Raw genomic sequence first — 22,750 nt, forward strand, 5'->3', positions numbered from 1 at the left:
CCTCGGAAGCGGAGCCCGGCTCGGTACCGGAGGCGGGCAGCGCGGCCGGCACCGCGGGTCAGCCCTGGCGCGCCAGGTCGGCGGCGCCGACCAGTCCGGCCTTGCCGCCGAGCTGGGCTGCGAGCACCTGGGCGTGCGGCCGCCACTGGTTGCCCACCAGCCAGCGGCGGAAGGACTTGCGGATCGGGTCGAGGACCAGTTCGCCCTCGTCCGAGACGCCGCCGCCGACGATGAAGGCGGACGGGTCGAAGAGCGAGGCCAGGTCGGCGAGGCCGGCGCCGGCCCAGCGGGCCAGCTCGCGGAAGGAGTCGACGGCGACCGGGTCGCCCTGGCGGGCGGCCTCGCTGATGTGCCGGCCCTCGATGCCCTCGGAGGTGCCGTCACCCAGGGAGAGCAGCACCTCGGCGTTCTCGGGGGTGGCGAAGGCGCGCTGGCGGGCGTAGCGCAGCAGGGCGCGGCCGGAGGCGTACTGCTCCCAGCAGCCCTGGCTGCCGCAGCCGCACAGCAGGCCGTCCGGTACGACGCGGATGTGGCCGAACTCGGCGGCGACGCCGAACCGGCCGCGGCGCAGCTTGTTGCCGATGATGATGCCGCCGCCCAGGCCGGTGCCCAGGGTGATGCAGATGACGTCGCTGTGGCCCTGGCCGGCGCCGAAGCGGTACTCGCCCCAGGCCGCCGCGTTGGCGTCGTTCTCGACCACGACGGGCAGGCCGACGCGCTGTTCGACCTTGTCCTTCAGCGGCTCGTGGCGCCAGTCGATGTTGGGCGCGAACAGGACGGTGGCCCGCTTCTCGTCCACGTAGCCGGCGGCGCCGATGCCGACGGCCTCGACCTGGTGGTCGGCGCCGACGGTGCGGACGGCGTCGGCGATGGCCTCCGTCAGCTCGTCGGTGGCCTGCGGGGTCGGCACCTTGCACGTTTCGAGGATCGTGCCCTCTTCGTCGACCACGCCGGCCGCGATCTTCGTGCCGCCGATGTCGACGCCGATGGTGAGTCCCATGTGTCCCTCAGTTATTGGTCGTACCCCGCCGCGTACAACCGTACCGGAGTGCGGGGCGGCGCCCGTGCCCTCCGGCCGCGAGGGGTCGGTCAGTCGAGGTCGATCCGCTCGGTGCCGGCCGGACCTTCGTCGTCCCGGCGGGCGCCCGGGTCATCACGCTTGTCCCGCTTGTCGCGGGTGTCGTCGCCGTCGCGTGCGGTGCCCGGCCCGGCGGCCTCCCGCGGGTCGGCCTGCGCGGCCTCGTCGGCGGCCTCGCGGGTCCAGCGGCGCTCGCTGCTCTCGACGGCCGAGCGGTAGGCGGCCAGCAGCTCCGATCCGGCGGCGGCGAGGTGGTCGAAGACGTCCGGATTGCGTTCGACGACCGGCTCGACGACGGCCTTGGCCTGCCGGAAGAGCTGCTGCACGGCGCCCTGCGCGGCCATTCCGGCGAGCGCGCCCGGCATCTGGATGCCGGCGAGCTTGTCGGTGACGGCCTCCGCGAGGCGGCGCAGCTCCTCGGCGGCGCTGCCCGGCGGCGGGCCGTACTGCGCGCGGCGGCGGGCCTTCTCGGCCGCCAGGTCCTCGGCACAGGCCGTTTCCCAGGCATCGGCGTCGAACCGGTCCGTACGGTCGGCGGGGCGCTCGGTGGCATCGCTCATGGCGGACTCACTCCTGCGGCGAGGCGGATCTGGACCCGCGTGGGCGGCGGGTGCGCGGCGGTGCTGCTTCTCCCGACGTTACCCGAACGGCGGTGTGCCGTTCAGTGACCGCGGGGCCAGAGGTCCGGGTCGGGGGTGAAACGGATGTGCAGCGCGCCCTCGCGCAGCCCGGCGCCGGAGACCGAGCAGCGGCGCAGCGCGGAGGGCAGGGTGCGTATCCGACGGAAGCGGCCGACGGTGACGACGACCTCGTCGCCGCGCCGCAGCAGGCCCAGCCCGTCGCGTTCGGCGCCCGGCAGCGGCACCCGCCACACCAGGATGCCGTCCGAGGCCAGCCGGTCCTCCACGGTCCAAGGGTCGTCGGCGGCGGCGGGCGCGGCCGGTTCGCCGACCGTGCCGCGGATCAGCTCGTCCAGCTCCTCCGTGCCCTCGGGGTCGCGGCCCAGGTGCGGCACCTCGACGACCGGCGCTTCGGGGAACTCCTCGCGGAGCGCCTTGAGCGCGCTCTGCTGCTGTCCGGAGAGCGCCGCCAGGAACGGGTCGGCCGACCCGGTGGGCAGCAGCCGGTTGGCGACGACGGCGTCGGTGCGGTGCCCGTACAGGGCGAGGCCCGAGCGCACCTCCCGCAGGTCCGCGACGGCGGCCGGGCCCGCCTCGGTCACGATCCGTACGGTCGTGCCGGGGTGATCGATGATCCGCTGTACGGCGGCGAGTTCGTGCTCCCAGCGCTCCGCGGCCTCGTACAGCTTCTGGGTGGGCATCTGCACGCCCGCCAGCTGGGCCAGCACCGGCCGCAGCGCGCGGGCGGCCTGCCGCTCGGGCGGCAGCAGGCGGCGGAGGTAGCGGCGGGCCTGTTCGGGCAGGGCAAGCAGGGCGACGGTGTCGGCGGCGGGCGGCATGTCGACGACGACCGTGTCCTGGCCGTCGGGCCCGGCCGTCTCGTGGGCCGCGCGCAGCTCGTGGAGCAGCGCGAACGCCTCGGCGCCGGGCAGTTCGGTCAGCTCGTCCTCGTCCAGGGGTGCGGCGCCCAGCAGGTCGAGGGCGGCGCCCGCGCGCTCCTGGAAGGCGAGCACTTCGCGGCGGAAGTGGTCACCGGCGTCGACGCACTTGGCGTGCAGGCCGGGCACGACGGGCACCGGGCCGTCGCCGGGGCGGCCGAGGCGGGTGCCCAGGACGCGTTCCGCCGCGCCGCCGCGGGCGGTGAGCAGCAGGACGCGCTCACCGCGCCGGGCACCGGCCAGTGCGGTGGCGGCGGCGAGGGTGGTACGGCCGGCGCCGCCGGGGCCGGTGACGAGGACGGTACGCATGGTCAGAGGCTCTTGGCCTCGCCGGCGGGGGCCGCGGGGCCGCTCTCGACGCGCTTCTTCAGCCCGTCCAGCGCGCGGTCGATGATGACCTTCTCCGCCTTGCGCTTGATCATGCCGAGCATCGGGATCTTGACGTCCACGGTGAGCTGATACGTCACTTCGGTCTGCGCGCCGCCGGCCAGCGGTACCAGCCGGTAGGAGCCGTCGAGCGTCCGCAGCATCTGGGACTTCACCAGCGACCAGCTGACCTCGTGGTCGCTGGTCCAGGTGTAGGCGAGAGTGTGGTCGTCCTTGATCGCGCCGGCGTCCAGCAGCAGGCGGACCTGCTCGGCACGGCCCTGGTCGTCCTTGCTGAGGATCTCGGCTTCCTTGACCTCGCCGGTCCAGTCCGGATAGCGGTCGAAGTCGGCGATCACTCCCATCACCTCGGCGGGTGCCGCCTCGATCGTGATGCTAGAGCTGGTGTGTTCGGCCATCGCCGTGACTCCTCCATGCCGATTCGTGCCGGTCCGCCAGACGCGTATCCCTGCTGCTGAAGGCTACCGCGCGGCGAAAGCGCGCCGGACCGGCGTCCCGGCCGATCCGGTCGGCCCTGGAGGCGGCCCCCGGGAGGGCCTTTCGGGGAAGCCCTCGGAAGGCCCCGGAAAGACCCGGGAAGACCCCGGAAAGGCCGTCACCACTCCAGGACGTACGGCGCTCCCGTCGCGTTGAAGTGCCCCACGTTGACGCACTCGGTGGCGCCGACGCGTACCCGCCGGGCCAGCGGCTGATGCACGTGCCCGAAGAGCGCGTAGCGGGGACGGGTCCGGCGGATCGCGTCCAGGAGGGCGGAGCTGCCGCGTTCGAAGCGGCGGGCGACGACGTCGTAGCAGAGCTCCGGCACGTCCGGCGGGATGTGCGTGCACAGCACGTCCACCTCGCCGACGGCCTCGACCTTGGCGGCGTACTCCTCGTCGCTGATCTCGTAGGGGGTGCGCATGGGGGTCGTCAGGCCGCCGCCGACGAAGCCGAAGACGCGGCCGCCGATCTCCACCCGCTCGCCGTCCAGGACGGTGGTGCCGGGTCCGGCGTACTCGGGCCACAGGTGGGGGAGGTCCACGTTGCCGTAGGTGGCGTACGTCCGCTCCGGGAAGGCGGCGAACAGTTCGGCGTACTGCCGTCGGACGGCTTCCTCGATGACGGCCATCCGGCCGCCGCCCTCGCGCTCGACATCGCCCCACAGGCGGCGGCCCAGCGCGCGGGCCTCCTCGAAGCGGCGGGCGGTGCGCAGCTCGACCAGCCGGTGGGCGTTCTCGGTGCCGAAGAGGTCGGGGAAGATGCCGCGGGAGTGGTCGGCGTAGTCGAGGAAGAGCACGAGATCCCCGAGGCAGACCAGGGCGTCGGCCCCGTCGCCCGCCGTGGCGAGGTCCCGCCCGTTGCCGTGTACGTCGCTGACCACATGGACTCGCATGACGGTCACCCTAGATCGAAAGACGTACGGCCGGGAGGGGGGCCGGGGCGCCGCCGGGAGGCGGGTCCGACCTGCGGTTACTTCCCGGTCACCGAAAGCCTGGTCTAGTCTGCGCGAAGCAGTCCCAAGGCGTGTCCGGACGCGTGTCACGCAGCGTGTGACGCATCGAACATCTGGGCGTAACCCCCTATCCCAAAAGCAATACCGGTGGGTAACGTCCGGGCAGTCCACCACCCCCCCTGCCTGATCATGGACCGCAGCCGGCCAGCACACAGCGTCGTGACGCCGGCGCCATAGAGGAGCAGCAGTCTTGCGCGAGTTCAGCCTTCCGGCCCTGTACGAGGTCCCCGCGGACGGCAACCTGACGGATCTGATCCGCCGCAATGCCGCGCAGCACCCCGATGTCGCCGTCATGGGCCGCAAGGTCGACGGCCGGTGGCAGGACGTGACGGCCACCGTCTTCCTCGCCGAGGTACGGGCCGCCGCCAAGGGCCTGATGGCCGCCGGCATCCGGCCCGGCGACCGGATCGGCCTGATGTCGCGCACCCGGTACGAGTGGACGCTGCTGGACTTCGCGATCTGGAGCGCGGGCGCGGTCACCGTCCCCGTCTACGAGACCAGCTCCGCCGAACAGGTGCAGTGGATCCTCGGCGACTCCGGCGCGGTGGCCTGCGTGGTCGAGTCCCCCGCGCAGGAGGCCGCCGTCGAGTCCGTACGGGACCGGCTGCCCGCGCTGGAGAACATCTGGCAGATCGAACGGGACGCGATCGCCCGGCTGCACGCGGCCGGCGCCGGTGTCACCGACGCGGAGGTGGACGAGCGCAGCGCCCTCGCCGACGCCGACTCGCCCGCCACCATCGTGTACACCTCCGGCACCACCGGCCGGCCCAAGGGCTGTGTGCTGACCCACCGCAGCTTCTTCGCCGAGTGCGGCAACGTCGTCGAGCGCCTCAAACCCCTCTTCCGCACCGGCCACTCCTCGGTGCTGCTCTTCCTGCCGGTGGCCCATGTCTTCGGACGGCTGGTGCAGGTGGCCTCGGTCATGGCCCCCATCAAGCTCGGCCACGCCCCCGACATCAAGAACCTCACCGACGACCTCGCCTCGTTCCGCCCCACGCTGATCCTCGGCGTCCCCCGGGTCTTCGAGAAGGTCTACAACTCGGCGCGGGCCAAGGCGCAGTCCGAGGGCAAGGGCAAGATCTTCGACCGGGCCGCCGAGACGGCCATCGCCTACAGCCGCGCGCTGGACACCCAGGCCGGGCCCGCCCTCGGCCTGCGGCTCAAGCACAAGCTCTTCGACAAGCTGGTCTTCGGCAAGCTGCGCGCCGTACTCGGCGGCCGCGCCACCCACGCCATCTCCGGCGGCGCGCCGCTGGGCGAGCGCCTGGGCCACTTCTACCGGGGCATCGGCTTCACCGCCCTGGAGGGCTACGGCCTGACGGAGTCCTGCGCGGCGACCGCCTTCAACCCGTGGGACCGGCAGAAGATCGGTACGGTCGGCCAGCCGCTGCCCGGCTCGGTGGTGCGCATCGCCGACGACGGTGAGGTGCTGCTGCACGGCGAGCACCTGTTCACCGAGTACTGGAACAACGAGTCGGCGACCAAGGAAGCGCTCTCCGACGGCTGGTTCCACACCGGTGACATCGGCACCCTCGACGAGGACGGCTACCTCGCGATCACCGGCCGCAAGAAGGAGATCCTGGTGACGGCGGGCGGCAAGAACGTCGCCCCGGCCGTCATCGAGGACCGCATCCGGGCGCACGCGCTGATCGCCGAGTGCATGGTCGTCGGCGACGGCCGGCCCTTCGTCGGCGCGCTGGTCACCCTCGACGAGGAGTTCCTGCCGCGCTGGGCGACGGAGAACGGCCGTCCGGCCGGGCAGAGCGTCACCGAGCTGAGCCAGGACCCGGAGCTGCTGGCCGCGGTGCAGCGGGCGGTGGACGACGGCAACGCGGCCGTCTCCAAGGCCGAGTCGGTGCGCAAGTTCCGCATCCTGCCGACGCAGTTCACCGAGGAGTCCGGGCACGTGACGCCGTCGCTGAAGCTCAAGCGCAACGTGGTCGCGAAGGACTTCGCCGAGGAGATCGAGGCGATCTACCGCGCGTAGCGCCTCGGAGCCACGAACGCCGGGCGGCCGGTTCTCCAGCCCGCCCGGCGTTCGCACGTCCGGCTACGGCGATTCCCTACAGCAGCTCCTTGAGCCGCTCCGCCAGCAGGTCCCAGCGCCACTTCTCCTCCACCCAGGCGCGGCCGCGCTCGCCCATCCGGCGCCGGGCGGCGGGGTCCTTCAGGAGCGCGACGACCCGTTCGGCGGCGACCGTCGGGGAGCCGCCCGGGACGACGTACCCCGTCTCGCCGTCCAGCACGGCGTCCGGCGCGCCGCCGGAGTCCCCCGCCACGACCGGGAGTCCGGTGGCGGACGCCTCCAGGTAGACGATGCCCAGGCCCTCCACGTCCAGCCCGCCGCGCCGGGTGCGGCACGGCATCGCGAAGACGTCGCCCGCGCCGTAGTGGGCGGGCAGTTCCTCCCAGGGCACGGCCCCGGTGAAGCGCACCGCGCCGGCGACGCCCTTCTCGACGGCGAGCGCGTGCAGCTGCTTCTCGTACGGGCCGCCGCCGACGATCAGCAGCACCGCGTCCGGCACGTCGGCCAGGATGCGCGGCATCGCCTCGATCAGGGTGTCCTGGCCCTTGCGCGGCACCAGCCGGGAGACGCAGACGACGACCGGCCGCTCGGCGAGCCCGAGGCGGGCCCGTACCTCGTCGCCGCCGGAGCCGGGGTGGAAGGTCTTCTCGTCCACGCCGGGCGGCAGTTGCGTCATCCGCCCGGCGGCGGCCGGCGTCAGCGCGGCGGCGATCCGCGAGCGGGTGTACTCACCCAGATAGGTGATCGTGTCGGTGCCCTCGCCGATCCGCCGCAGCAGTTGACGGGAGGCGGGCAGCTGCGCCCAGCCCGCCTCGTGCCCGTGCGTGGTGGCCACGATCCGGCGGGCGCCCGCCCGGCGCAGCGCGGGCGCCATCAGGCCGAGCGGCGCGGCGGCGCCGAACCACACCGAGGAGCAGCCGTGCCGGCGCAGCAGGGCGGTGGCCGTCCGGGTCACCCGGGGCGTCGGCAGCAGCATCGTCGTCCGGTCGCGTACGACCGGGAAGGGCTGCTCGGCGTCGAAGCGCGCGGTGGCCTCGACGCCCTCCTTGCTCCGCTTCCAGGTGGAGGCGTAGACCACGACCCGGTCCGGGTCCAGGCGCAGCGCCATGCTGTGCAGGAAGGCCTGGATGCCGCCGGGGCGGGGCGGGAAGTCGTTCGTGACGATCAGCGTCTTGTCCATTGCCCTGGCACAGTACCGGGTCACCGGACACGACCGGCGGGGACCGCCCCGGCACGCACGTGACTCGTCTACGGTCGTGACACGGCCCCGTCCACCGGGACGGACGCGGGCGGGCGCGGAGGGACGCGGGGGACAGGAACGGGGAGGGACGCGGAGGGACACGGACAGCCGCGGACGACGGGACGAGGTGGCGATGGGCAGCGCCGGCAGCCGGCAGCCGAGGGACACACTGCGCGTGCCGGCGCCGCCGGTGGCGGTCTGGGCCGCGACCCGGGCGGTGCTGCTGCTGTGCGTGTTCAAGGTGCTGGTGCTGCCCGGCCCGGACGTCACCAGCGACATCTCGGGGATCTACCACGGCTGGTCCGAGGTCCTGAAGTCCGGTGCGTTCCCGCAGGACGACGTGGCCTGGCAGTATCCGCCGGCCGCCGCGCTCGCCGTCCTCTCCCCCGGGCTGCTGCCCTTCCTGGACTACGCCTCGGCGTTCTTCGTCCTGGCGTGCGCCGCCGACGCGGTCACCTTCGCGCTGCTCCTGTACGCGGGCCGGCGGCCGGGTAAACGTCTCACCGGTGCCTGGGTCTGGACCGCGGGGGTCGCCCTGCTCGGCCCCACCGCGTACGCCCGGTACGACCTGATGGTCACCGCCGTGGCCGTCGCCGCGCTCTTCGCCGCCGCCCGGCACCCGCGCGTCTCCGGCGCGCTGATCGCCTTCGGCGCGCTGCTGAAGGTGTGGCCGGTGCTGCTGCTGACCGGCGCGCCCCTGCGGGGCCGCCGCGCGCGGCAGCTGTGGGGCGCTGCGGCCGTCAGCGCGCTGGCGATCACCGCGCTCTGCGCCGCCTGGGCCCCTGGCGGGCTGGCCTTCCTCACCTTCCAGCGCGACCGGGGCACGGAGGTGGAGTCACTCGGCGCGCTCGTCTTCCATCTCGCCCGGCAGTTCGGCTGGGACGGACAGGTGCTGCTGCATTACGGCTCCGTGGAGTTCGTCGGCCCGTACGTGCCGCTGGTCAGCTCCCTGGCGCAGCTCCTGACCGTGGCGGCCTTCGGCTGGCTGCTGCTGTGGCGGCTGCGCGCGCGGCGGTGCACGTCCGCCACACTCGCCGACGCCGCCTTCACCGCCGTCCTGCTCTTCGTCACCACCAGCCGGGTGATCAGCCCGCAGTACATGATCTGGCTGGTCGGCGCGGCGGCCGTGTGCATGACGCTGCGGGCGAGCCGGATGGGGCCGCCCGCCGTCCTGGTCCTGCACGCGACCGGCGCGACGCTGGTGGAGTTCCCCGTACGGTTCGTGGACGTCGTGGCCAGCGAAGGGACCGGCGTCGTCCTGCTGGCCGTGCGCAACGCCCTGCTCGTGGCCGCTTCGCTGACCGCCGGCCGGCGGCTGTGGCGCTCGACGGTCACCGGGCCGCGGCGCGTCACCCCAGCTGCCGCACCACGTACGCCTGCCACTGCCGGGTGAACTCCGCCGGACTCAGGTTCAGTTGGTCGCGCATCGCCCGCCCGGCGCTCTCCGTGCCGCCCCGCCCCGCCGCCCGGTAGAACGCGCCGAGCCGCTTCTCGCCCCAGTGGTCGGCGATCATGCGGCAGGCCAGCCAGCCGCCCTCGTAGGCGCGGGCCAGCTCCCGCGCGCCCCGGCTGAAGCGGAAGTCGCCGTCGGCCGGGAGCCGGGACGGCGGGGCACCCTTGGCCACGGCGTGCGCGAGTTCGGGGGCGACGGCGGTGGCCGGGCGGCCGCCGCCACGGTAGGCGGCCCAGTCGGCGAAGCCCTCGGAGAGCCAGAGCGGGGTGGCGGCGGTGGTGGCCGTGCGCGTCGCGACGTGGGTGGCCTCATGGGTCAGTACGGTCTGGCGCCCGGCGGCGGACAGTTCGCCGTACGCCTCCGGGTTGACGACGACCCGGTCGGCCGGTGCCGCCGGTGCCGGGCCCGCCTCGCCGGTCGTGACGGCCGCTATGCCCCGGTAGCCGGAGGGGTCGTCGGCGTTCAGCAGCTCCGCCATCCCGTCCAGCGACCGCGGCGCCTCGACGACCACCCGCCCGGCCCACTTCCCGGGCCACGCCTTGGCGACGGCGGGCACGGCCTCGTCCGTACGGTCCGCCAGTTCGCGCAGCGCCGCGGCGCCGCGGCGGACCCCGAGGACCAGACTGTGGCGCCCCTTGACGACCTGGACCGGCCCCTGGTCCCACAGTTGGCGCGCGCTGCGCCGCCCGCTCCCGGCGCCGTCCGAGTCGGAGCTGATCAGCCACCGGCCACCGCGGTCGGTGAGCGTCAGGTACTGCACGGAGGTGACCGGCGCGTTGTCGTACCCGGTCAGCCGGTAGCGCAGCCGTACCTCGGCGGCCACCCGGCGGCCCTCCGCGCCGACCACCGCCGGCAGGCCGAACGCGTCGGTCTTCACCAGCTCGTACGACCAGGCGCCGAGCGGCACCTGCGCGAGGTTGGCGAACACCGCCCGCTGCTGGTCGCGGTAGGCGGACGCGTGCGGGTCGACCGAGGCGAGGAAGGCGCCGGCGTCCCGGTCGCGCACAGCCGCCGCGCGCCGGTCCAGCATCCGCTGGATGCCCGGCGGGGCGTCCTGCGCCGCGCCGGCCGGGTCCTGGCAGCCCGCGAGCAGCGGCAGCAGCGCCGACGGCAGGGTCGCGCAGAGCGCCGTCCTGATCCGCCGGGCCGTCCGCCGCGTCGTCCGTCGCCCTGCCACGCGGTTGATCGTAAGCACCGGCGCCGCGTACGGACAGCGGTCAGGGTCGGGTTACGGACGAGATGGGCATCATGCCGACGGGGTCCGAGCGCACCCGGGCGCCCGGATACGGCGCGTGCACCACCTGCCCGTTGCCCACATACATACCGACATGACTGGCGTCGTCCCGGTAGATGACCAGGTCCCCGGGCCTGGCCTGACTGACCTGAACCTGCTGCCCGGCGCCGCGCTGGGCTTGCGAGGTGCGCGGAATGGAGACTCCGGCGCGCGCGTAGGCCCACTGCATCAGCCCGGAGCAGTCGAAGGAGGACGGACCGGACCGCCCCCAGGCGTACGGGGAACCGATCGCCCCGCGCACGGCCTGGACGGCGGCCCCGGCCCGGCCGGAGGCGGGCGACGGCCCGGACACGTCGGGCAGCGACCGTCCGACTCCGCGGTTCGCGCGGTCGTAGGCGTCCCGGTCCGCGCCGGTCAGCGAGTTCAGCAGGCGCCGCGCCGCGGCCAGTTTGTCCTCGACGTCCTTCTTGTGGCGCACGACGTCCTGCCGGCTCGCCTCCAGGGCGGCCAGCTTCCCGGTCGCCTCCCGGCGCTCCTGCTCCAGGCCGCGCTGGGCACCCTGGAGTTCGCGCAGCTCCCCGGCCTGTCGGCCGTGGATGCGGTCCAGGGCGGCGGCCTTGTCGAGATAGTGCGCCGGGTCCTCGGACAGCAGCAGCTTCAGGGACGGGTCCAGGCCGCCGGAGCGGTACTGGGCGGAGGCGACGGCGCCTAGCCGGCCGCGCAGCCGGTTGACGTGCTCCTGGCCGCGGGCCACCCGGTCCTGGAGGGCCGCCACGTCGGCCCGCAGCGTGCGCGCCCGCTCGTTGGCCCCGTTGAACTGCTCGGTGGCCTTCTCGGCCTGCTCGTAGAGGGCGTCGACGCGCGAGGTGACCTCGGCGGGCGCCGGACCCGGGACGGCGTTCGCCGCGCCGGCGGACAGCGCAGCGGCGGCGGTGACCGCGGCGGCGGACAGGACGGTGGCCCTGGTCGCACCGGCCAGGCCGGACTGTGAGACACGGCGGTGGGACGCCACGTGAGGCCGCACTCCCTTCCGTGCAGCCCCTGCCGCCCGGGGCGGGCGGACGCAAACCGGCAGCTGCGAGGGCAGACAGTAACGGCGCCGGTGGCCCGCGGCCAAAGACCCGCAACACCCGTCGCCGGTAGGGAAAAAGCCGCCCCGCCGGTGACTGCGCAGGTCACCGGCGGGGCGGGAAGTCAGCGGCACACACCGCAATTCGCCCGATCGGGCGGCATGTCCGGCTGCGTCCCGCGAGCGCGGGACGCGGCCGGCGGGACGTCAGACGCGGACGCCGAACTGGAAGGGCATGTTGTTGATCGACTCGTAGCGCACGGACGCGCCCGGCTTCGGCGCGTGCAGCACCTGGCCGTTGCCCGCGTACAGGCCGATGTGGTGCAGGTCGCCGTAGAAGAGCACCAGGTCGCCCGGCTTGAGCGCGCTCTGCGAGCCGATCCGGGTACCGGCGTTGGCCTGCGCCTGCGAGGTGCGCGGCAGCGACTGGTCGGCCTGCGCGTACGCCCAGGAGGTCAGGCCCGAGCAGTCGAAGGAGGAGGGGCCGGTGGCGCCCCACACGTAGGGCGAGCCGATCTTCGAGGCGGCGGCGGCCAGGGCGGCGGCGCCGCGCTGCGAGGCCGGGACGTCGTTGCCCAGGTCGGGGCGCTCGTTGCCGCGGCTGGAGCGGCCCTGGCCCTGCTTCTTCTCCTCCTCCTTCCGCAGCTCTTCCTTCTCCTTGGCGGTCAGCGTGTTGAGGAGTTCCTGCGCCTTGGCGAGCTTGCCCTTGATCTCGTCCTTCTTGTCACCCAGTGCCTTGCGGGTGTCCGAGAGGTCCTTGATCTTGCCGGCGGCCTCCGCGCGCTCCTGGGCGAGCCGGCGCTGCTTGTCCGCGATGGTCTTCAGCTGCTCGGCCTGCTTGCCGCTCAACTGGTCGAGGGTGGCGGCCTTGTCGAGGTAGGTGTCCGGGTCGCCGGAGAGGAACAGCTGCACGGACGGGTCGATGCTGCCGCTGCGGTACTGGCCGGAGGCGACGGCGCCGAGGCCCTTGCGGAGGTCGTTCAGCTCGCCCTGGCCGCGGGCGACCTTGTCCTGGAGGGCGTCGACCTCCTTCTGGAGCTTCTCCTGGTCCTCCTTGGCCCCGTTGTACTTCTCGGTGGCCTGCTCCGCCTGCTCGTAGAGCTTGTCGACCTCGGACTTGACGTCTTCCTTCTTCGGCTTCGGGTCGGCGTGGGCGGCCTGGGACGAGAGGGCGACGGCTGCCGCTGCGGTCGCGGTGAGGACGGTCACGCGGGTGCGGCTCGGCTGCTTGGGTCGACGGTGGGACGCCACGGAGGCGAGCTCCTTCTTCCTTCAGCCGCCTACCGGGCGTGGGGGGTACGGGACCCCGGCTCCGCGTGTGAACACCGCGGACTCGGCGGTTCCTTCACTGTTCATCCCGGGTGGATGATCAACTGCATGAAGGGTTGAGGCCTGACCTTAGTAACCGAGTTGTGATCGCTTCAAATCCTCACCGGAAAAAACTGCTGGATGCTCCTCATCCTTTACCAACATCACACACGCAGTAATGGTCACTTGACACTCAGAGACGAACGACAGGCATGAGACACCTCGTTGATGGGTACACCTTTACCCCCGTCCCGGGCGCCACGGAGACCACCGGCCCGCCTCGGACGCCCGAGCGAGACTGCCCCGCGGACCCCTCCGCGAAGCACGTTCCGGACAAGTCGTACGGAAGGAACGTACGACTCAGGTACGGGCAAGTCGCTTCAGCAGCAGGGCCGATGCGACCGGCCGCGCCCCCGCCTTGGCCACTCCGTCGGCCACCTCGCGGTCCGTGGAGACCACCACCACCGGACGGCCGGGCGGCTCGGCCCGTACGAGCTGGCGGATCAGCTCGTCCGCCGTCACGCCCGGCTTGCTGAAGAGGACCCGCACCCCGCGCGGCGGCGCGAGCAGCACCGGCGCGGCCAGCTCGGCGCCGTCGAAGACACACGTCATCTCCGCGCCGGTCTGGGCGGCCAGCACCGCGAGACCGCCCAGCAGCCGCAGCCGCTGCTTGTCCAACGGCATCGTGGGATAACCGGTCTTGGTGACGTTGTAACCGTCCACCACCAGGTGGGCCTGCGGCAGCGCCAGCAGCTGGTCCAGCAGGGCCGGGTCGGTCTCCGACAGCGCGCGCGTGGCGATGTCCTTGGGCGTCATCTTGCCCGGGGCCACCGCGTCCACGGTGTCCGCCGGGTGCGTGTCGGCGGGCGGCAGTGCCAGTTCCCGGCGCAGCCCCTGGGCCGCGTCCAGGACGGTGTCCAGCAGCAGCCGCAGTCGCATGTCCTCGACGCTGCGGCCTTCACGGGTGGCGCGGCGGCTGGCCTCCAGGGACGCCTCGACCTCCGCGACACGGGCCTTCAGGCGGCGCGCCTCGCTGTCGGCCACGGTCTTCTCCTGCGCGGCGGCGGCCCGTACGGACTCCGCCTCCGCCGCGGCCTTGCGCGCGGCCGCCTCGCCCCGCTTGACGTCGCTGAGCGCGCTGCGCAGCTTGCGGTGCAACGACTCGTTCTCCTTGCGCAGCGCGTCCAGGTCGCCGCGGGTGCGGTCGGCCTCGGCGCGGGCCTGCGCGCGGACCTGCGCCAGCTCCTCGCGCAGCGCGGCCAGCTCGCGTTCGGCCTCCTCGCCGGCCTGCTCCGCGCGGGCGCGCTGCGCCTCCTCGCCGGCCGCCGCGACCAGCTTGACCCAGCCTTCGGGGCGCAGCACATAGGCCGCCGCCGCGACATCGAGCGGGTCGGCGGCGGCGGGCGGGGTGCCGTTGTCCAGCGCCTCGGCCAGTTCCGGCTGGGCCTCGCGCAGCCGGCCCGCGATCCGCTGCCGGAAGACCGCGTCGTTCTCCAGCGCGGCCGCCATCGCGTTGCCCGCGAACTTGGCCCGGCGGCTGGGGGTGAACCGGGCGTACTGCCGCAGCGGCGGCGGAAGTTCGGCGACCGTCAGGCCGCCGAAGGACTCCGCGGTGAGCGCCACGACCCGGCGCCGCACGCCCTCGGGCAGGGGACGGTCGAGCACCTCGTCCGCCTCGGCCGCACCGGCCTCGGCACCGTGCTCCGCCCCCGCGGGCCCTTCTGGACGCTCCACCACTGCTGCATCGCTCCGATCTCAGGCGCTCGACTCAGGCGCCGGCGCCGGGCCGGTCGACCAGCTCGATCTGGTCGACCGCGTTGCACCAGCGGCAGCGCACGGACTCGATGCTCTCACTGAGCACCTCGCGTTCCTCCACCTTCGGCTCCCCGGCGAGGTCGAGGTGGAGGTACTCCACGACCTCGGAACGGCGAGTGACGTCGAAGCGCGTCAGATTGCCGCACAGGGTGCAGCGCCACCGCGTCCCGTCCGTCGGCAGGGGAACAGCCATGGTGTCGTCCTCTTTCGTCGCGTTCGGGCGAGCGGGGCTCGTGCTGTCGTTCGGGGGCTTCCCGCGGTGCGCCGTCGGACTGCGGAAGTACGCGGGGTACTGACCGTTACCCTACGGCCTGACGCGTGTACGGCGCGGCCCCGCCCGGGAGGCGGGACGCGGCGAGGCACTCTGTCCCGATTGCCCGTATTACGCCATGATCACTTCATGACGGCCCCGCTCCTGACCCCCCGGACGCCCCGCGCCCGCTCGGTGCTGACCGTGTTCTCCCGGATGACGAACGTCCTGATCGCCCTGTGCTGCGTGGTCTTCGTCGTCGGGCCCGCCTCCGGCCTCAACGGCATATACGGCACCGGCGACGCCGTCGTCCAGGCGCAGACCGCGTACTTCGAACGCTGGGGCGTCATCCCGCGCGACCTGTGGAGCGGCTCCCCCGGCCCGCTGCTCACCCCGCTGACCGCCCTGTTCGTGCACGGCAGCTGGCTGCACCTGCTGGGCAACGTCCTCTTCCTGTACGTCTTCGGCGGCATGGCCGAGGACCGCATGGGCCGGCTGCCGTTCACCCTCTTCTACCTCGTCACCGGCTACCTGGCCCTGATGGGCTACGCGGCCGCGCACGCCTCCTCGGGACAGACCCTGGTCGGCGCCTCCGGGGCGATCTCCGGGGTGCTGGGGGCGTTCCTCTACCTCTTCCCCAAGGCCCGGGTCACCAGCATCTACCCGTTCCTCTTCTTCCTCCCGCTGCGCTTCCCGGCGTGGATCGTGCTGCTGTTCTGGTTCGTCCTCCAGTGGATCGCCGCGCAGCGCGGCCCCAGCACCCCGGGCGTGGCCTATCTCGCCCATGTCGTGGGCTTCGCGGTGGGCTTCCTGTACGCCTGGGTGCGGTACCGGCCGAGCCCCGCTCCGGCCGGGGGAACCGCCGCGCCCACCGGTAGGGTGGACTCCGCCGGAACGGCGAAGCAGCAGGCGGCCGAGGGAGAGAGCCAACCGTGATCACTTCGATCGTGCTCATCAAGACCAGCGTGGACCAGATCCCGGAGATCGCGGAGAAGATCGCCGCTCTGGAGGGCGTCAGCGAGGTCTACTCGGTCACCGGTGCGCACGACCTGATCGCGCTGGTGCGGGTGGCCCGGCACGACGACCTGGCGGACGTCATCCCGGGCCGGATCAGCAAGGTGCCGGGCGTCGCCTCCACCGAGACGCACATCGCCTTCCGTACGTACTCCCAGCACGACCTGGAAGCGGCCTTCGCCATCGGCCTGGACGCCTGACCGGGCGACCGGGCCGGACCGCCACCGCCACCACCATCACGTACAAAACCCGCGCCGCGGCGCCCGGACAGCGGAGCGCCGCGACGCGGGCGGTTCACAGGACTACGCCGCGGTGTCCGGCACGCAGCGCCCGTCCTCGGTGCGGTAGCTCCAGCGCGCGCCCTGCGTCACCAGCTCCTTGACGGCCTGGACGAAACGGTCCACGTGCTCGTCGGGCGTACCGGCCCCGAAGCTCACCCGGATGGCGTTCAGGCTCCGCTCCCCCGGCGCTCCTTCGGGCGCGCCGCACGCGCCCGGCGCCTCGGACGCGGCGCCCAGCAGGGTCCGTACCAGGGGGTGCGCGCAGAACAGCCCGTCGCGCACGCCGATGCCGTACTCGGCGGAGAGCGCCGCCGCGAAGTGCGAGCTGTTCCAGCCCTCGACGACGAAGGACAGCACGCCCACCCGCGGCGCGTCGTCCCCGAACAGCGAGAGCACGGTCACCTCGGGCACCTCGGCGAGGCCCGCCCGTACCCGCTCGACCAGCCGCTGCTCCCGGGCGACCAGGCTCTCGAAGCCCGCCTCGGTGAGCGCCTTGCAGGCGGCCGCGATGGCGTAGACACCGATGACGTTGGGCGAGCCGGCCTCGTGGCGGGCCGCGGTGGTGTGCCAGTCGACGTCCACCCCGCCGTCGGCGCGGCGCGCGACCGTACGGCTGGCGCCGCCGCCCGCGAGGTACGGCTCCGCCGCCTGGAGCCAGTCGGCGCGTCCGGCCAGCACGCCGGCCCCGAAGGGCGCGTACAGCTTGTGGCCGGAGAAGGCGGCCCAGTCCACGTCCAGCTCCGCGATGTCGACCGGGTGGTGCGGCGCGAGCTGGGCGGCGTCGAGCACGATCCGCGCGCCGTGCGCGTGCGCCGCGGCGGCCAGCTCCCGTACGGGCCACAGTTCCCCGGTCACATTGGAAGCACCCGTCACGCAGACCAGCGCATTCCGATACGGCTCGCGCTCCGCCAGCGCCCGCTCCAGCGTGTCCACCGCCTGCCGCGGCGTACGGGGCGCGTCCAGGTACGTCACCTCGACGTCGGCGCGCTGCTCCCAGGGCAGCAGCGAGGCGTGGTGCTCGGTCTCGAAGACGAACACCCGGGTGTCCGCGGGCAGCACGGCGGCCAGCAGGTTCAGCGAGTCGGTGGTGGAGCGGGTGAAGACCACCTGGTCTCCCTCCCTGCACCCGAGGAAACCGGCGACCGCCGCCCGGCTGTTCTCGAACAGGTCGGTGGACAGCTGCGAGAGGTAGCCCGCGCCGCGGTGGACGCTGCCGTAGTACGGGGCGTACGCGGCCACGTCGTCCCAGACGCGCTGGAGCGCCGGGGCGCTGGCGGCGATGTCCAGCGCCGCGTACTCGACCTCGCCGCCGGTGACGAGCGGGACCAGCACGTCCCGGCCCAGCACGGGCAGCGGGGCACAGACGGCGGCGTCGGTGGCGGCATCGGTGGCGGTGGTGGCAGCGGTAGCGGAAACAGGCATGGCGAACTCCCGTGAAGGCAGGGCGACTTCGCTGCGGGGCACGCACGCCGAAGCGGGGCCGGACCGGCAGCGGTGAAAGAAAAAGGGGTGAGCAAAAACGGAGAACGGGGCCGACGGCCCTAACGCATTCGCTGAATCACGGGAGAACTCCCTCAAGGACCAGGATCCCTGGCACGAGGGATCCGCGCTTGCCGCAGACCTCGCTGCCTGCGACCTGGTCATCACCCGGGGCACCCCGCCACGGACGGAGGGTTGCCGGACAGCGGGCCGGGGCCGTAGTCGCTGTCACTCGTGACCTGGGCAGCATCATGCCACACGATCGGGAACGCGCAAGGCCCGGTCCGCATCCCGGACCGGGCCCCGCGTCACACCACGGCCGCCTCACGCGTTGCTGGCCGCCACCCACCGCTCCAGCGCCCGGCGGGCCGCCCCCGAGTCGATGGCCTCGGCGGCCCGCTCGATGCCGGCCGCGAGCTGCTCGTTCAGCGGCGCCGCGGTCGGCTCCAGGGCCACCAGCGCCGCGGCCGAGTTGAGCAGCACCGCGTCCCGCACCGGCCCGGTCTCGCCACCCAGCAGGCGGCGGGCCACGTCCGCGTTGTACGAGGCGTCGGCGCCGCGCAGCGCCTCCACGGGCACCAGGCCGATGCCCACGTCCCGCGGGTCGAAGGCCTCCTCGCGTACGCCGCCGTCGCGGACGACCCAGACCTTCGACGTGGCGGTGGTCGTCAGTTCGTCCAGCCCGTCGTCGCCCCGGAAGACCAGCGCGCTGGAGCCGCGTTCGGCCAGCACGCCGGCCAGGATCGGCGCCATCCGCGCGTCGGCCACGCCGGTGGCCTGGGCCCGTACCTTCGCCGGGTTGGTCAGCGGGCCCAGCACGTTGAACGTCGTACGGATGCCCAGCTCGCGCCGGGCCGGTGCCACGTGCCGCAGCGACGGGTGGAACTTGACCGCGAAGCAGAAGGTGATCCCGGCCTCCTCGGCGACCTCGACGACCCGGCGCGGGGTCAGGTCCAGGTTGACGCCCAGCTTCTCCAGCACGTCGGACGCGCCGCTGGCCGACGAGGCGGCGCGGTTGCCGTGCTTGACCACCTTCGCGCCGGTGCCGGCCACCACGATCGAGGACATCGTGGAGATGTTGACGGTCTTGGCGCCGTCGCCGCCGGTGCCGACGATGTCCACGCTCGGGCCCGGCACGTCGATGAGGTTGGCGTGCGCGTACATCGCCCGTACCAGGCCGGTGATCTCGGCGACCGTCTCGCCCTTGGCGCGCAGCGCCACCGCGAAGCCCGCGATCTGCGCGTCGGTGGCCTCGCCGCGCATGATCCGGTCCATCGCCCACGCGGTGTCGTCGGCGCCCAGGTCGCGGCCCTGGAGGAGCGCGTCCAGGACGCCCGGCCAGGTGCGGACCGCCACGCTGTCGCCGCCGTTCGGGGTCGCAACGTTCATGGTCCACACTCCTGGATTCGTGTCCTGCTGGTGCCGAAACCTTATCCGGCGCCCTGGCATGCCGAAGGGCCCCGTCCGATGTACGGACGGGGCCCTCTGGGTGGCGTACTTACGCGGGGGTACTAGCCGTGGGTCACACGGCGGGGATCAGTGGTGGCCGTGGCCGCTGGTGATCTCCTTGTACTCCTCCGGGGTCGGCTTCGGGATGACGTTGTCCTCGCCGTAGTAGCCCTTGGAGAGCTTGGCGCGGAGCTTGGTCGTCCGCTTGACCTTCCGCTCGACACCGTTCTCGTCGACCTCCGGGCCGATCTCGAACGGCTTGGGCTGGTCGTGCTGGGTGAGCGTGTGCAGCTGCTCCTGGTTGAGCGGCTCGTGCACCTCGATGAACTCACCGTGCGGCAGCCGCTTGATGATGCCGGACTCGCGTCCGTGCAGCACCTTGTCGCGGTCCCGGCGCTGGAGGCCCAGGCAGATCCGCTTGGTGACGATGAAGGCCACCACCGGCCCGACGAAGAAGCCGATCCGGACGAACCAGGTCAGCGCGTTCAGCGACAGGTGGAAGTGGGTGGCCCACAGGTCGTTGCCGCCGCCGATCAGCATGATGAGGTAGGCGGTCAGCCAGGCCACACCGAAGCCGGTACGGGTCGGGGCGTTGCGCGGGCGGTCCAGGATGTGGTGCTCGCGCTTGTCACCGGTGACCCAGGACTCGACGAACGGGTAGACCGCGATCGCTACCAGCACCAGCGGGAAGATGAGGATCGGGATCAGCACACCGAAGTTGATGGTGTGGCCCCAGATGTCCCACTCCCAGCCGGGCATCACACGGACCAGCCCCTCGGCGAAGCCCATGTACCAGTCGGGCTGGGCGCCGGTGGACACCTGGTCGGGCCGGTACGGGCCGATGGCCCACACCGGGTTGATGCTGGCGACCGCCGCGATCACCGAGATCACGCCGAAGACCAGGAAGAAGAAGCCTCCGGCCTTGGCCATGTAGACCGGCAGCAGCGGCATGCCGACGACGTTCTTGTTGGTCTTGCCGGCACCCGGGAACTGCGTGTGCTTGTGGTAGAAGACCAGGATCAGGTGCGCCACCAGCAGACCCAGCATGATGCCGGGCAGCAGCAGGACGTGCACCGTGAAGAACCTCGGGATGATGTCGTGCCCCGGGAACTCCCCGCCGAAGATGAACATCTGCAGGTACGAGCCGACCAGCGGCATCGCCAGGATGACACCCTCGATGAACCGGACGCCGGTGCCGGAGAGCAGGTCGTCCGGCAGCGAGTAGCCGGTGAAGCCGGTGAACATGCCGAGCACCAGCAGCAGGAAGCCGAACAGCCAGTTGACCTCGCGCGGCTTGCGGAAGGCGCCGGTGAAGAACACCCGCATCATGTGCACCATCATGGCGCCCAGGAAGACCAGGGCCGCCCAGTGGTGGATCTGCCGGATGAGCAGACCGCCGCGCACGTCGAAGCTGATGTCCAGCGTCGACTCGAACGCCTGCGTCATCCGGATCCCGTGCATGGGCACGTACGAGCCGTGGTAGGTCACCTCGGCCATGCTCGGGTGGAAGAACAGCGTCAGGTAGACGCCGGTCAGGATGATGATGATGAAGCTGTAGAGGCAGATCTCACCGAGCATGAAGGACCAGTGGTCCGGGAAGATCTTGCGCATGTTGGACTTGGCGAGGCTGTAGATGCCCAGCCGGCCGTCCGCCCAGTCGGCGATCCGCTCGCCCCGCGGCGCCTGGCCGCGGCGCGTGGTGGTCGCGCTCGTCTCGTTACTCATCCGCGCTCCCAGAAGCTCGGGCCGACGGGCTCCGCGAAGTCGCTGACGGCTTCGAGGAAGCCGTCCTTGACCGTGATGTGCAGCTGCGGCAGGGCGTGTCCGGCGGGACCGAAGATCACGCGTCCGCCGTCGGCCAGGTCGAAGGTCGACTGGTGGCAGGGGCACAGCACGTGGTGCGTCTGCTGCTCGTAGAGGCTGATCGGGCAGCCCACGTGGGTGCAGATCTTCGAGTAGGCGACGATGCCCTCGTGCGACCAGTCCAGTTCCTGCTTGTCCTTGATGTTCTGCGGCTGGATCCGCACGAGCATCAGGGCGTCCTTGGCGATCTTCTGGTTGAACTCGTGGTCGTCCTCCTCCAGGCCCTCGGGCTTGGCGAAGGTCAGCGAGCCGACCGCGATGTCCTCGGGACGCAGCGGGAGGTTGGTCGACTGGTTGACCAGGCGGATGCCCTTCTTCCAGCCGGTCGTACGGAGCTTCTTCTCCGGCAGCGGACCGAGGTCGCGCAGCAGCACCACACCGGAGAGCGGCACCAGGGCCAGCGCGCCGAACATGGTGTTGCGGACCAGCTTGCGGCGGCCGATCGCGGATTCCTTCGCGCCTGCGCGGAAGTCCTCCATGACCTTGGCCTTGACCTCGGGGGCCGCCTCGATCGGGTGCCGGTCGTCGGCGACCTCCTCGTCGGACATCAGCGTGCGGGCCCAGTGGACCGCGCCGGCGCCGATGCAGAAGAGCGCCACACCGAGCGTCAGACCGAGCCAGAAGTTCAGCGCGCTGACGTGGCCGAACGGCCAGATGTAGGTGATCTCGTCGACCGGGAAGATCACATAGGCGGCGATGAAGCCGACCGTCGCGAGCATCGACAGGGTGAAGAGGAAGGCGACCGCGCGCTCGGAGCGCTTGGCGGCCCGCTCGTCGATGTCCTGGATGCGGTGCTCGTGGGGCGGCAGCCCCGGGTCGGCGAACGGGTTGTCCGCCGTCTCGACCGCGCCGCCGTGAGCCGTGTCCCGCTCACCGGGGAGGTTCTTTTCTGGCACGTCTTCGTGTCGTCCAGTCTCACTCATGACTTCTTGGCCTTCGTAGTCCGGGCTGCGACCCAGATGGCGACCGCGATCAGCGCGCCCAGGCCGGCGATCCAACCGAAGAGGCCCTCACTGACCGGGCCGAGACCGCCCAGGCCCAGACCACCGGGGCTGGGGGTGTCGTCGCTGTTGACGGCGCCGAGGTAGGACACGATGTCCTTCTTGTTCTGCGGGGACAGCGAACCGTCACCGAAGGAAGGCATGTTCTGCGGGCCGGTCTCCATGGCCTCGTAGATGTGCTTCGGGTCCACGCCTTCGAGCGTCGGTGCGAACTTGCCGTTGGTCAGGGCGCCGCCCTTACCGGTGAAGTTGTGGCACTGCGCGCAGTTCGTACGGAACAGCTCACCGCCCTTGGCGATGTCCGCGCCGTCCTTGCTGTACTGCTCCTTGCCCGGCACGCTGGGACCGGCACCCAGCGACGCGACGTACGCCGCGAGCTGGTCGATCTCGGCCTGGCTGTAGATGTTCTTCTTCCGCGGCACCTGGGCGCCGGGCTGCTGCGCCGGCATCCGGCCGGTACCGACCTGGAAGTCGACGGCGGCGGCGCCCACGCCGACCAGGCTCGGGCCGTCGGAGGTGCCCTGACCGCCGGTGCCGTGGCAGCTGGCGCAGCCGACGGCGAAGAGCTTCTTGCCCTCCTTGATGGCAAGAGACTGGGCGGTGTCATCGGCCTGAGCCTTGTCCGCAGGCGCGAACGCGGCGTACAGCCCCCCAGTGACCGCCAGCGCGAAGAGTAGGACGACGAGCGCCGCCAGCGGATGGCGCCGTCGTGCGGAGAGCTTTTTCACGGATTACCCCGGTGTCAGGATCTTC

The 22,750-nt window shown here is 72.4% G+C and carries 20 protein-coding genes and 1 riboswitch; of the genes, 4 read left to right on the plus strand and 16 right to left on the minus strand.

Annotated elements, in window-relative coordinates; translation table 11 throughout:
• Nucleotides 1-58: 58 nt before the first annotated feature.
• From JXZ78_RS18135 to JXZ78_RS18155, 5 genes are all read right to left on the minus strand, one after another.
• The gene (locus JXZ78_RS18135; RefSeq protein WP_030020869.1) at nucleotides 59-1,000 is read right to left on the minus strand and encodes an ROK family glucokinase; all 942 of its coding nucleotides are present in this window, start codon (nucleotides 998-1,000) and stop codon (nucleotides 59-61) included.
• A gap of 89 nt (nucleotides 1,001-1,089) precedes the next feature.
• A complete protein-coding gene (locus JXZ78_RS18140) occupies nucleotides 1,090-1,638 on the minus strand; it encodes a DUF5304 domain-containing protein (protein WP_030020868.1) in 549 nt (182 codons plus the stop codon).
• 101 nt (nucleotides 1,639-1,739) lie between these two features.
• The gene (locus JXZ78_RS18145; RefSeq protein WP_238783198.1) at nucleotides 1,740-2,945 is read right to left on the minus strand and encodes an ArsA family ATPase; all 1,206 of its coding nucleotides are present in this window, start codon (nucleotides 2,943-2,945) and stop codon (nucleotides 1,740-1,742) included.
• Nucleotides 2,946-2,947: 2 nt separating this feature from the next.
• Complete coding sequence (locus tag JXZ78_RS18150) at nucleotides 2,948-3,421, minus strand: SRPBCC family protein (RefSeq protein WP_030020867.1); 474 nt, start codon at nucleotides 3,419-3,421, stop codon at nucleotides 2,948-2,950.
• A 197-nt stretch (nucleotides 3,422-3,618) separates the two neighbouring features.
• Complete coding sequence (locus JXZ78_RS18155; RefSeq protein WP_106968814.1) at nucleotides 3,619-4,395, minus strand: metallophosphoesterase family protein; 777 nt, start codon at nucleotides 4,393-4,395, stop codon at nucleotides 3,619-3,621.
• A 310-nt stretch (nucleotides 4,396-4,705) separates the two neighbouring features.
• On the opposite strand from JXZ78_RS18155, the gene JXZ78_RS18160 reads away from it, so the two are divergent.
• Nucleotides 4,706-6,502 carry an AMP-dependent synthetase/ligase gene (locus JXZ78_RS18160; protein WP_030020865.1) on the plus strand — a complete coding sequence of 599 codons (1,797 nt, stop codon included), beginning with the start codon at nucleotides 4,706-4,708 and terminating at the stop codon, nucleotides 6,500-6,502.
• A 76-nt stretch (nucleotides 6,503-6,578) separates the two neighbouring features.
• Here JXZ78_RS18160 and JXZ78_RS18165 read toward each other — a convergent pair whose 3' ends face one another.
• Nucleotides 6,579-7,721 carry a glycosyltransferase family 4 protein gene (locus JXZ78_RS18165; RefSeq protein ID WP_030020864.1) on the minus strand — a complete coding sequence of 381 codons (1,143 nt, stop codon included), beginning with the start codon at nucleotides 7,719-7,721 and terminating at the stop codon, nucleotides 6,579-6,581.
• Nucleotides 7,722-7,914: 193 nt separating this feature from the next.
• Here JXZ78_RS18165 and JXZ78_RS18170 point away from each other — a divergent pair, with 193 nt between their 5' ends.
• The gene (locus tag JXZ78_RS18170; RefSeq protein ID WP_030020863.1) at nucleotides 7,915-9,174 is read left to right on the plus strand and encodes a glycosyltransferase 87 family protein; all 1,260 of its coding nucleotides are present in this window, start codon (nucleotides 7,915-7,917) and stop codon (nucleotides 9,172-9,174) included.
• Here the strand turns inward: JXZ78_RS18170 and JXZ78_RS18175 are convergent.
• The 5 genes from JXZ78_RS18175 to JXZ78_RS18195 form a co-directional block, all read right to left on the minus strand.
• On the minus strand, nucleotides 9,131-10,411 hold the full coding sequence (locus tag JXZ78_RS18175) for a hypothetical protein (protein ID WP_078624336.1): 1,281 nt from the start codon (nucleotides 10,409-10,411) through the stop codon (nucleotides 9,131-9,133). The two genes, JXZ78_RS18170 and JXZ78_RS18175, sit on opposite strands and share 44 nt — an antisense overlap.
• 40 nt (nucleotides 10,412-10,451) lie before the next feature.
• The gene (locus JXZ78_RS18180; RefSeq protein WP_030020861.1) at nucleotides 10,452-11,480 is read right to left on the minus strand and encodes a C40 family peptidase; all 1,029 of its coding nucleotides are present in this window, start codon (nucleotides 11,478-11,480) and stop codon (nucleotides 10,452-10,454) included.
• A gap of 264 nt (nucleotides 11,481-11,744) precedes the next feature.
• Nucleotides 11,745-12,788, minus strand: coding sequence for a C40 family peptidase (locus JXZ78_RS18185; protein ID WP_030020860.1), 1,044 nt, complete (start codon nucleotides 12,786-12,788; stop codon nucleotides 11,745-11,747).
• A gap of 417 nt (nucleotides 12,789-13,205) precedes the next feature.
• Nucleotides 13,206-14,582, minus strand: coding sequence for an NYN domain-containing protein (locus JXZ78_RS18190; protein WP_030020859.1), 1,377 nt, complete (start codon nucleotides 14,580-14,582; stop codon nucleotides 13,206-13,208).
• Between the two features lie 31 nt (nucleotides 14,583-14,613).
• Nucleotides 14,614-14,853 carry a hypothetical protein gene (locus JXZ78_RS18195; RefSeq protein WP_030020858.1) on the minus strand — a complete coding sequence of 80 codons (240 nt, stop codon included), beginning with the start codon at nucleotides 14,851-14,853 and terminating at the stop codon, nucleotides 14,614-14,616.
• 207 nt (nucleotides 14,854-15,060) lie between these two features.
• Between JXZ78_RS18195 and JXZ78_RS18200 the strand changes: the two genes are divergently transcribed.
• Nucleotides 15,061-15,846: a rhomboid family intramembrane serine protease gene (locus JXZ78_RS18200; RefSeq protein ID WP_030020857.1), complete on the plus strand. Its 786-nt coding sequence runs from the start codon at nucleotides 15,061-15,063 to the stop codon at nucleotides 15,844-15,846.
• The gene (locus tag JXZ78_RS18205; protein WP_030020856.1) at nucleotides 15,843-16,124 is read left to right on the plus strand and encodes an Lrp/AsnC ligand binding domain-containing protein; all 282 of its coding nucleotides are present in this window, start codon (nucleotides 15,843-15,845) and stop codon (nucleotides 16,122-16,124) included. The genes JXZ78_RS18200 and JXZ78_RS18205 overlap by 4 nt, the downstream gene beginning before the upstream one ends.
• 102 nt (nucleotides 16,125-16,226) lie before the next feature.
• On the opposite strand, the gene JXZ78_RS18210 is transcribed toward JXZ78_RS18205, so the two are convergent.
• The 5 genes from JXZ78_RS18210 to qcrC form a co-directional block, all read right to left on the minus strand.
• Nucleotides 16,227-17,627 carry an aminotransferase class V-fold PLP-dependent enzyme gene (locus JXZ78_RS18210; RefSeq protein ID WP_030020855.1) on the minus strand — a complete coding sequence of 467 codons (1,401 nt, stop codon included), beginning with the start codon at nucleotides 17,625-17,627 and terminating at the stop codon, nucleotides 16,227-16,229.
• 179 nt (nucleotides 17,628-17,806) lie between these two features.
• Nucleotides 17,807-17,924: riboswitch (SAM riboswitch) on the minus strand.
• Nucleotides 17,925-18,008: 84 nt separating this feature from the next.
• The gene (trpD, locus tag JXZ78_RS18215) at nucleotides 18,009-19,073 is read right to left on the minus strand and encodes an anthranilate phosphoribosyltransferase (RefSeq protein WP_030020854.1); all 1,065 of its coding nucleotides are present in this window, start codon (nucleotides 19,071-19,073) and stop codon (nucleotides 18,009-18,011) included.
• Between the two features lie 147 nt (nucleotides 19,074-19,220).
• On the minus strand, nucleotides 19,221-20,858 hold the full coding sequence (gene qcrB / locus JXZ78_RS18220; RefSeq protein ID WP_030020853.1) for a cytochrome bc1 complex cytochrome b subunit: 1,638 nt from the start codon (nucleotides 20,856-20,858) through the stop codon (nucleotides 19,221-19,223).
• On the minus strand, nucleotides 20,855-21,919 hold the full coding sequence (gene qcrA / locus JXZ78_RS18225; protein ID WP_238783199.1) for a cytochrome bc1 complex Rieske iron-sulfur subunit: 1,065 nt from the start codon (nucleotides 21,917-21,919) through the stop codon (nucleotides 20,855-20,857). The genes qcrB and qcrA overlap by 4 nt, the downstream gene beginning before the upstream one ends.
• A complete protein-coding gene (gene qcrC / locus JXZ78_RS18230) occupies nucleotides 21,916-22,725 on the minus strand; it encodes a cytochrome bc1 complex diheme cytochrome c subunit (protein ID WP_030020851.1) in 810 nt (269 codons plus the stop codon). The genes qcrA and qcrC overlap by 4 nt, the downstream gene beginning before the upstream one ends.
• Between the last annotated feature and the right edge of the window lie 25 nt (nucleotides 22,726-22,750).

It is taken from the genome of Streptomyces monomycini (assembly GCF_022271435.1).
Classification (GTDB): Bacteria; Actinomycetota; Actinomycetes; order Streptomycetales; family Streptomycetaceae; genus Streptomyces; species Streptomyces monomycini.

What these genes read in the sequence shown, in the direction of transcription:
- JXZ78_RS18135 (WP_030020869.1), bottom strand. Translation starts at nt 1,000, where the DNA reads ATGGGACTCACCATCGGCGTCGACATCGGCGGCACGAAGATCGCGGCC.
- JXZ78_RS18140 (WP_030020868.1), bottom strand. Translation starts at nt 1,638, where the DNA reads ATGAGCGATGCCACCGAGCGCCCCGCCGACCGTACGGACCGGTTCGAC.
- JXZ78_RS18145 (WP_238783198.1), bottom strand. Translation starts at nt 2,945, where the DNA reads ATGCGTACCGTCCTCGTCACCGGCCCCGGCGGCGCCGGCCGTACCACC.
- JXZ78_RS18150 (WP_030020867.1), bottom strand. Translation starts at nt 3,421, where the DNA reads ATGGCCGAACACACCAGCTCTAGCATCACGATCGAGGCGGCACCCGCC.
- JXZ78_RS18155 (WP_106968814.1), bottom strand. Translation starts at nt 4,395, where the DNA reads ATGCGAGTCCATGTGGTCAGCGACGTACACGGCAACGGGCGGGACCTC.
- JXZ78_RS18165 (WP_030020864.1), bottom strand. Translation starts at nt 7,721, where the DNA reads ATGGACAAGACGCTGATCGTCACGAACGACTTCCCGCCCCGCCCCGGC.
- JXZ78_RS18170 (WP_030020863.1), top strand. Translation starts at nt 7,915, where the DNA reads ATGGGCAGCGCCGGCAGCCGGCAGCCGAGGGACACACTGCGCGTGCCG.
- JXZ78_RS18195 (WP_030020858.1), bottom strand. Translation starts at nt 14,853, where the DNA reads ATGGCTGTTCCCCTGCCGACGGACGGGACGCGGTGGCGCTGCACCCTG.
- JXZ78_RS18200 (WP_030020857.1), top strand. Translation starts at nt 15,061, where the DNA reads ATGACGGCCCCGCTCCTGACCCCCCGGACGCCCCGCGCCCGCTCGGTG.
- JXZ78_RS18210 (WP_030020855.1), bottom strand. Translation starts at nt 17,627, where the DNA reads ATGCCTGTTTCCGCTACCGCTGCCACCACCGCCACCGATGCCGCCACC.
- trpD (WP_030020854.1), bottom strand. Translation starts at nt 19,073, where the DNA reads ATGAACGTTGCGACCCCGAACGGCGGCGACAGCGTGGCGGTCCGCACC.
- qcrB (WP_030020853.1), bottom strand. Translation starts at nt 20,858, where the DNA reads ATGAGTAACGAGACGAGCGCGACCACCACGCGCCGCGGCCAGGCGCCG.
- qcrA (WP_238783199.1), bottom strand. Translation starts at nt 21,919, where the DNA reads ATGAGTGAGACTGGACGACACGAAGACGTGCCAGAAAAGAACCTCCCC.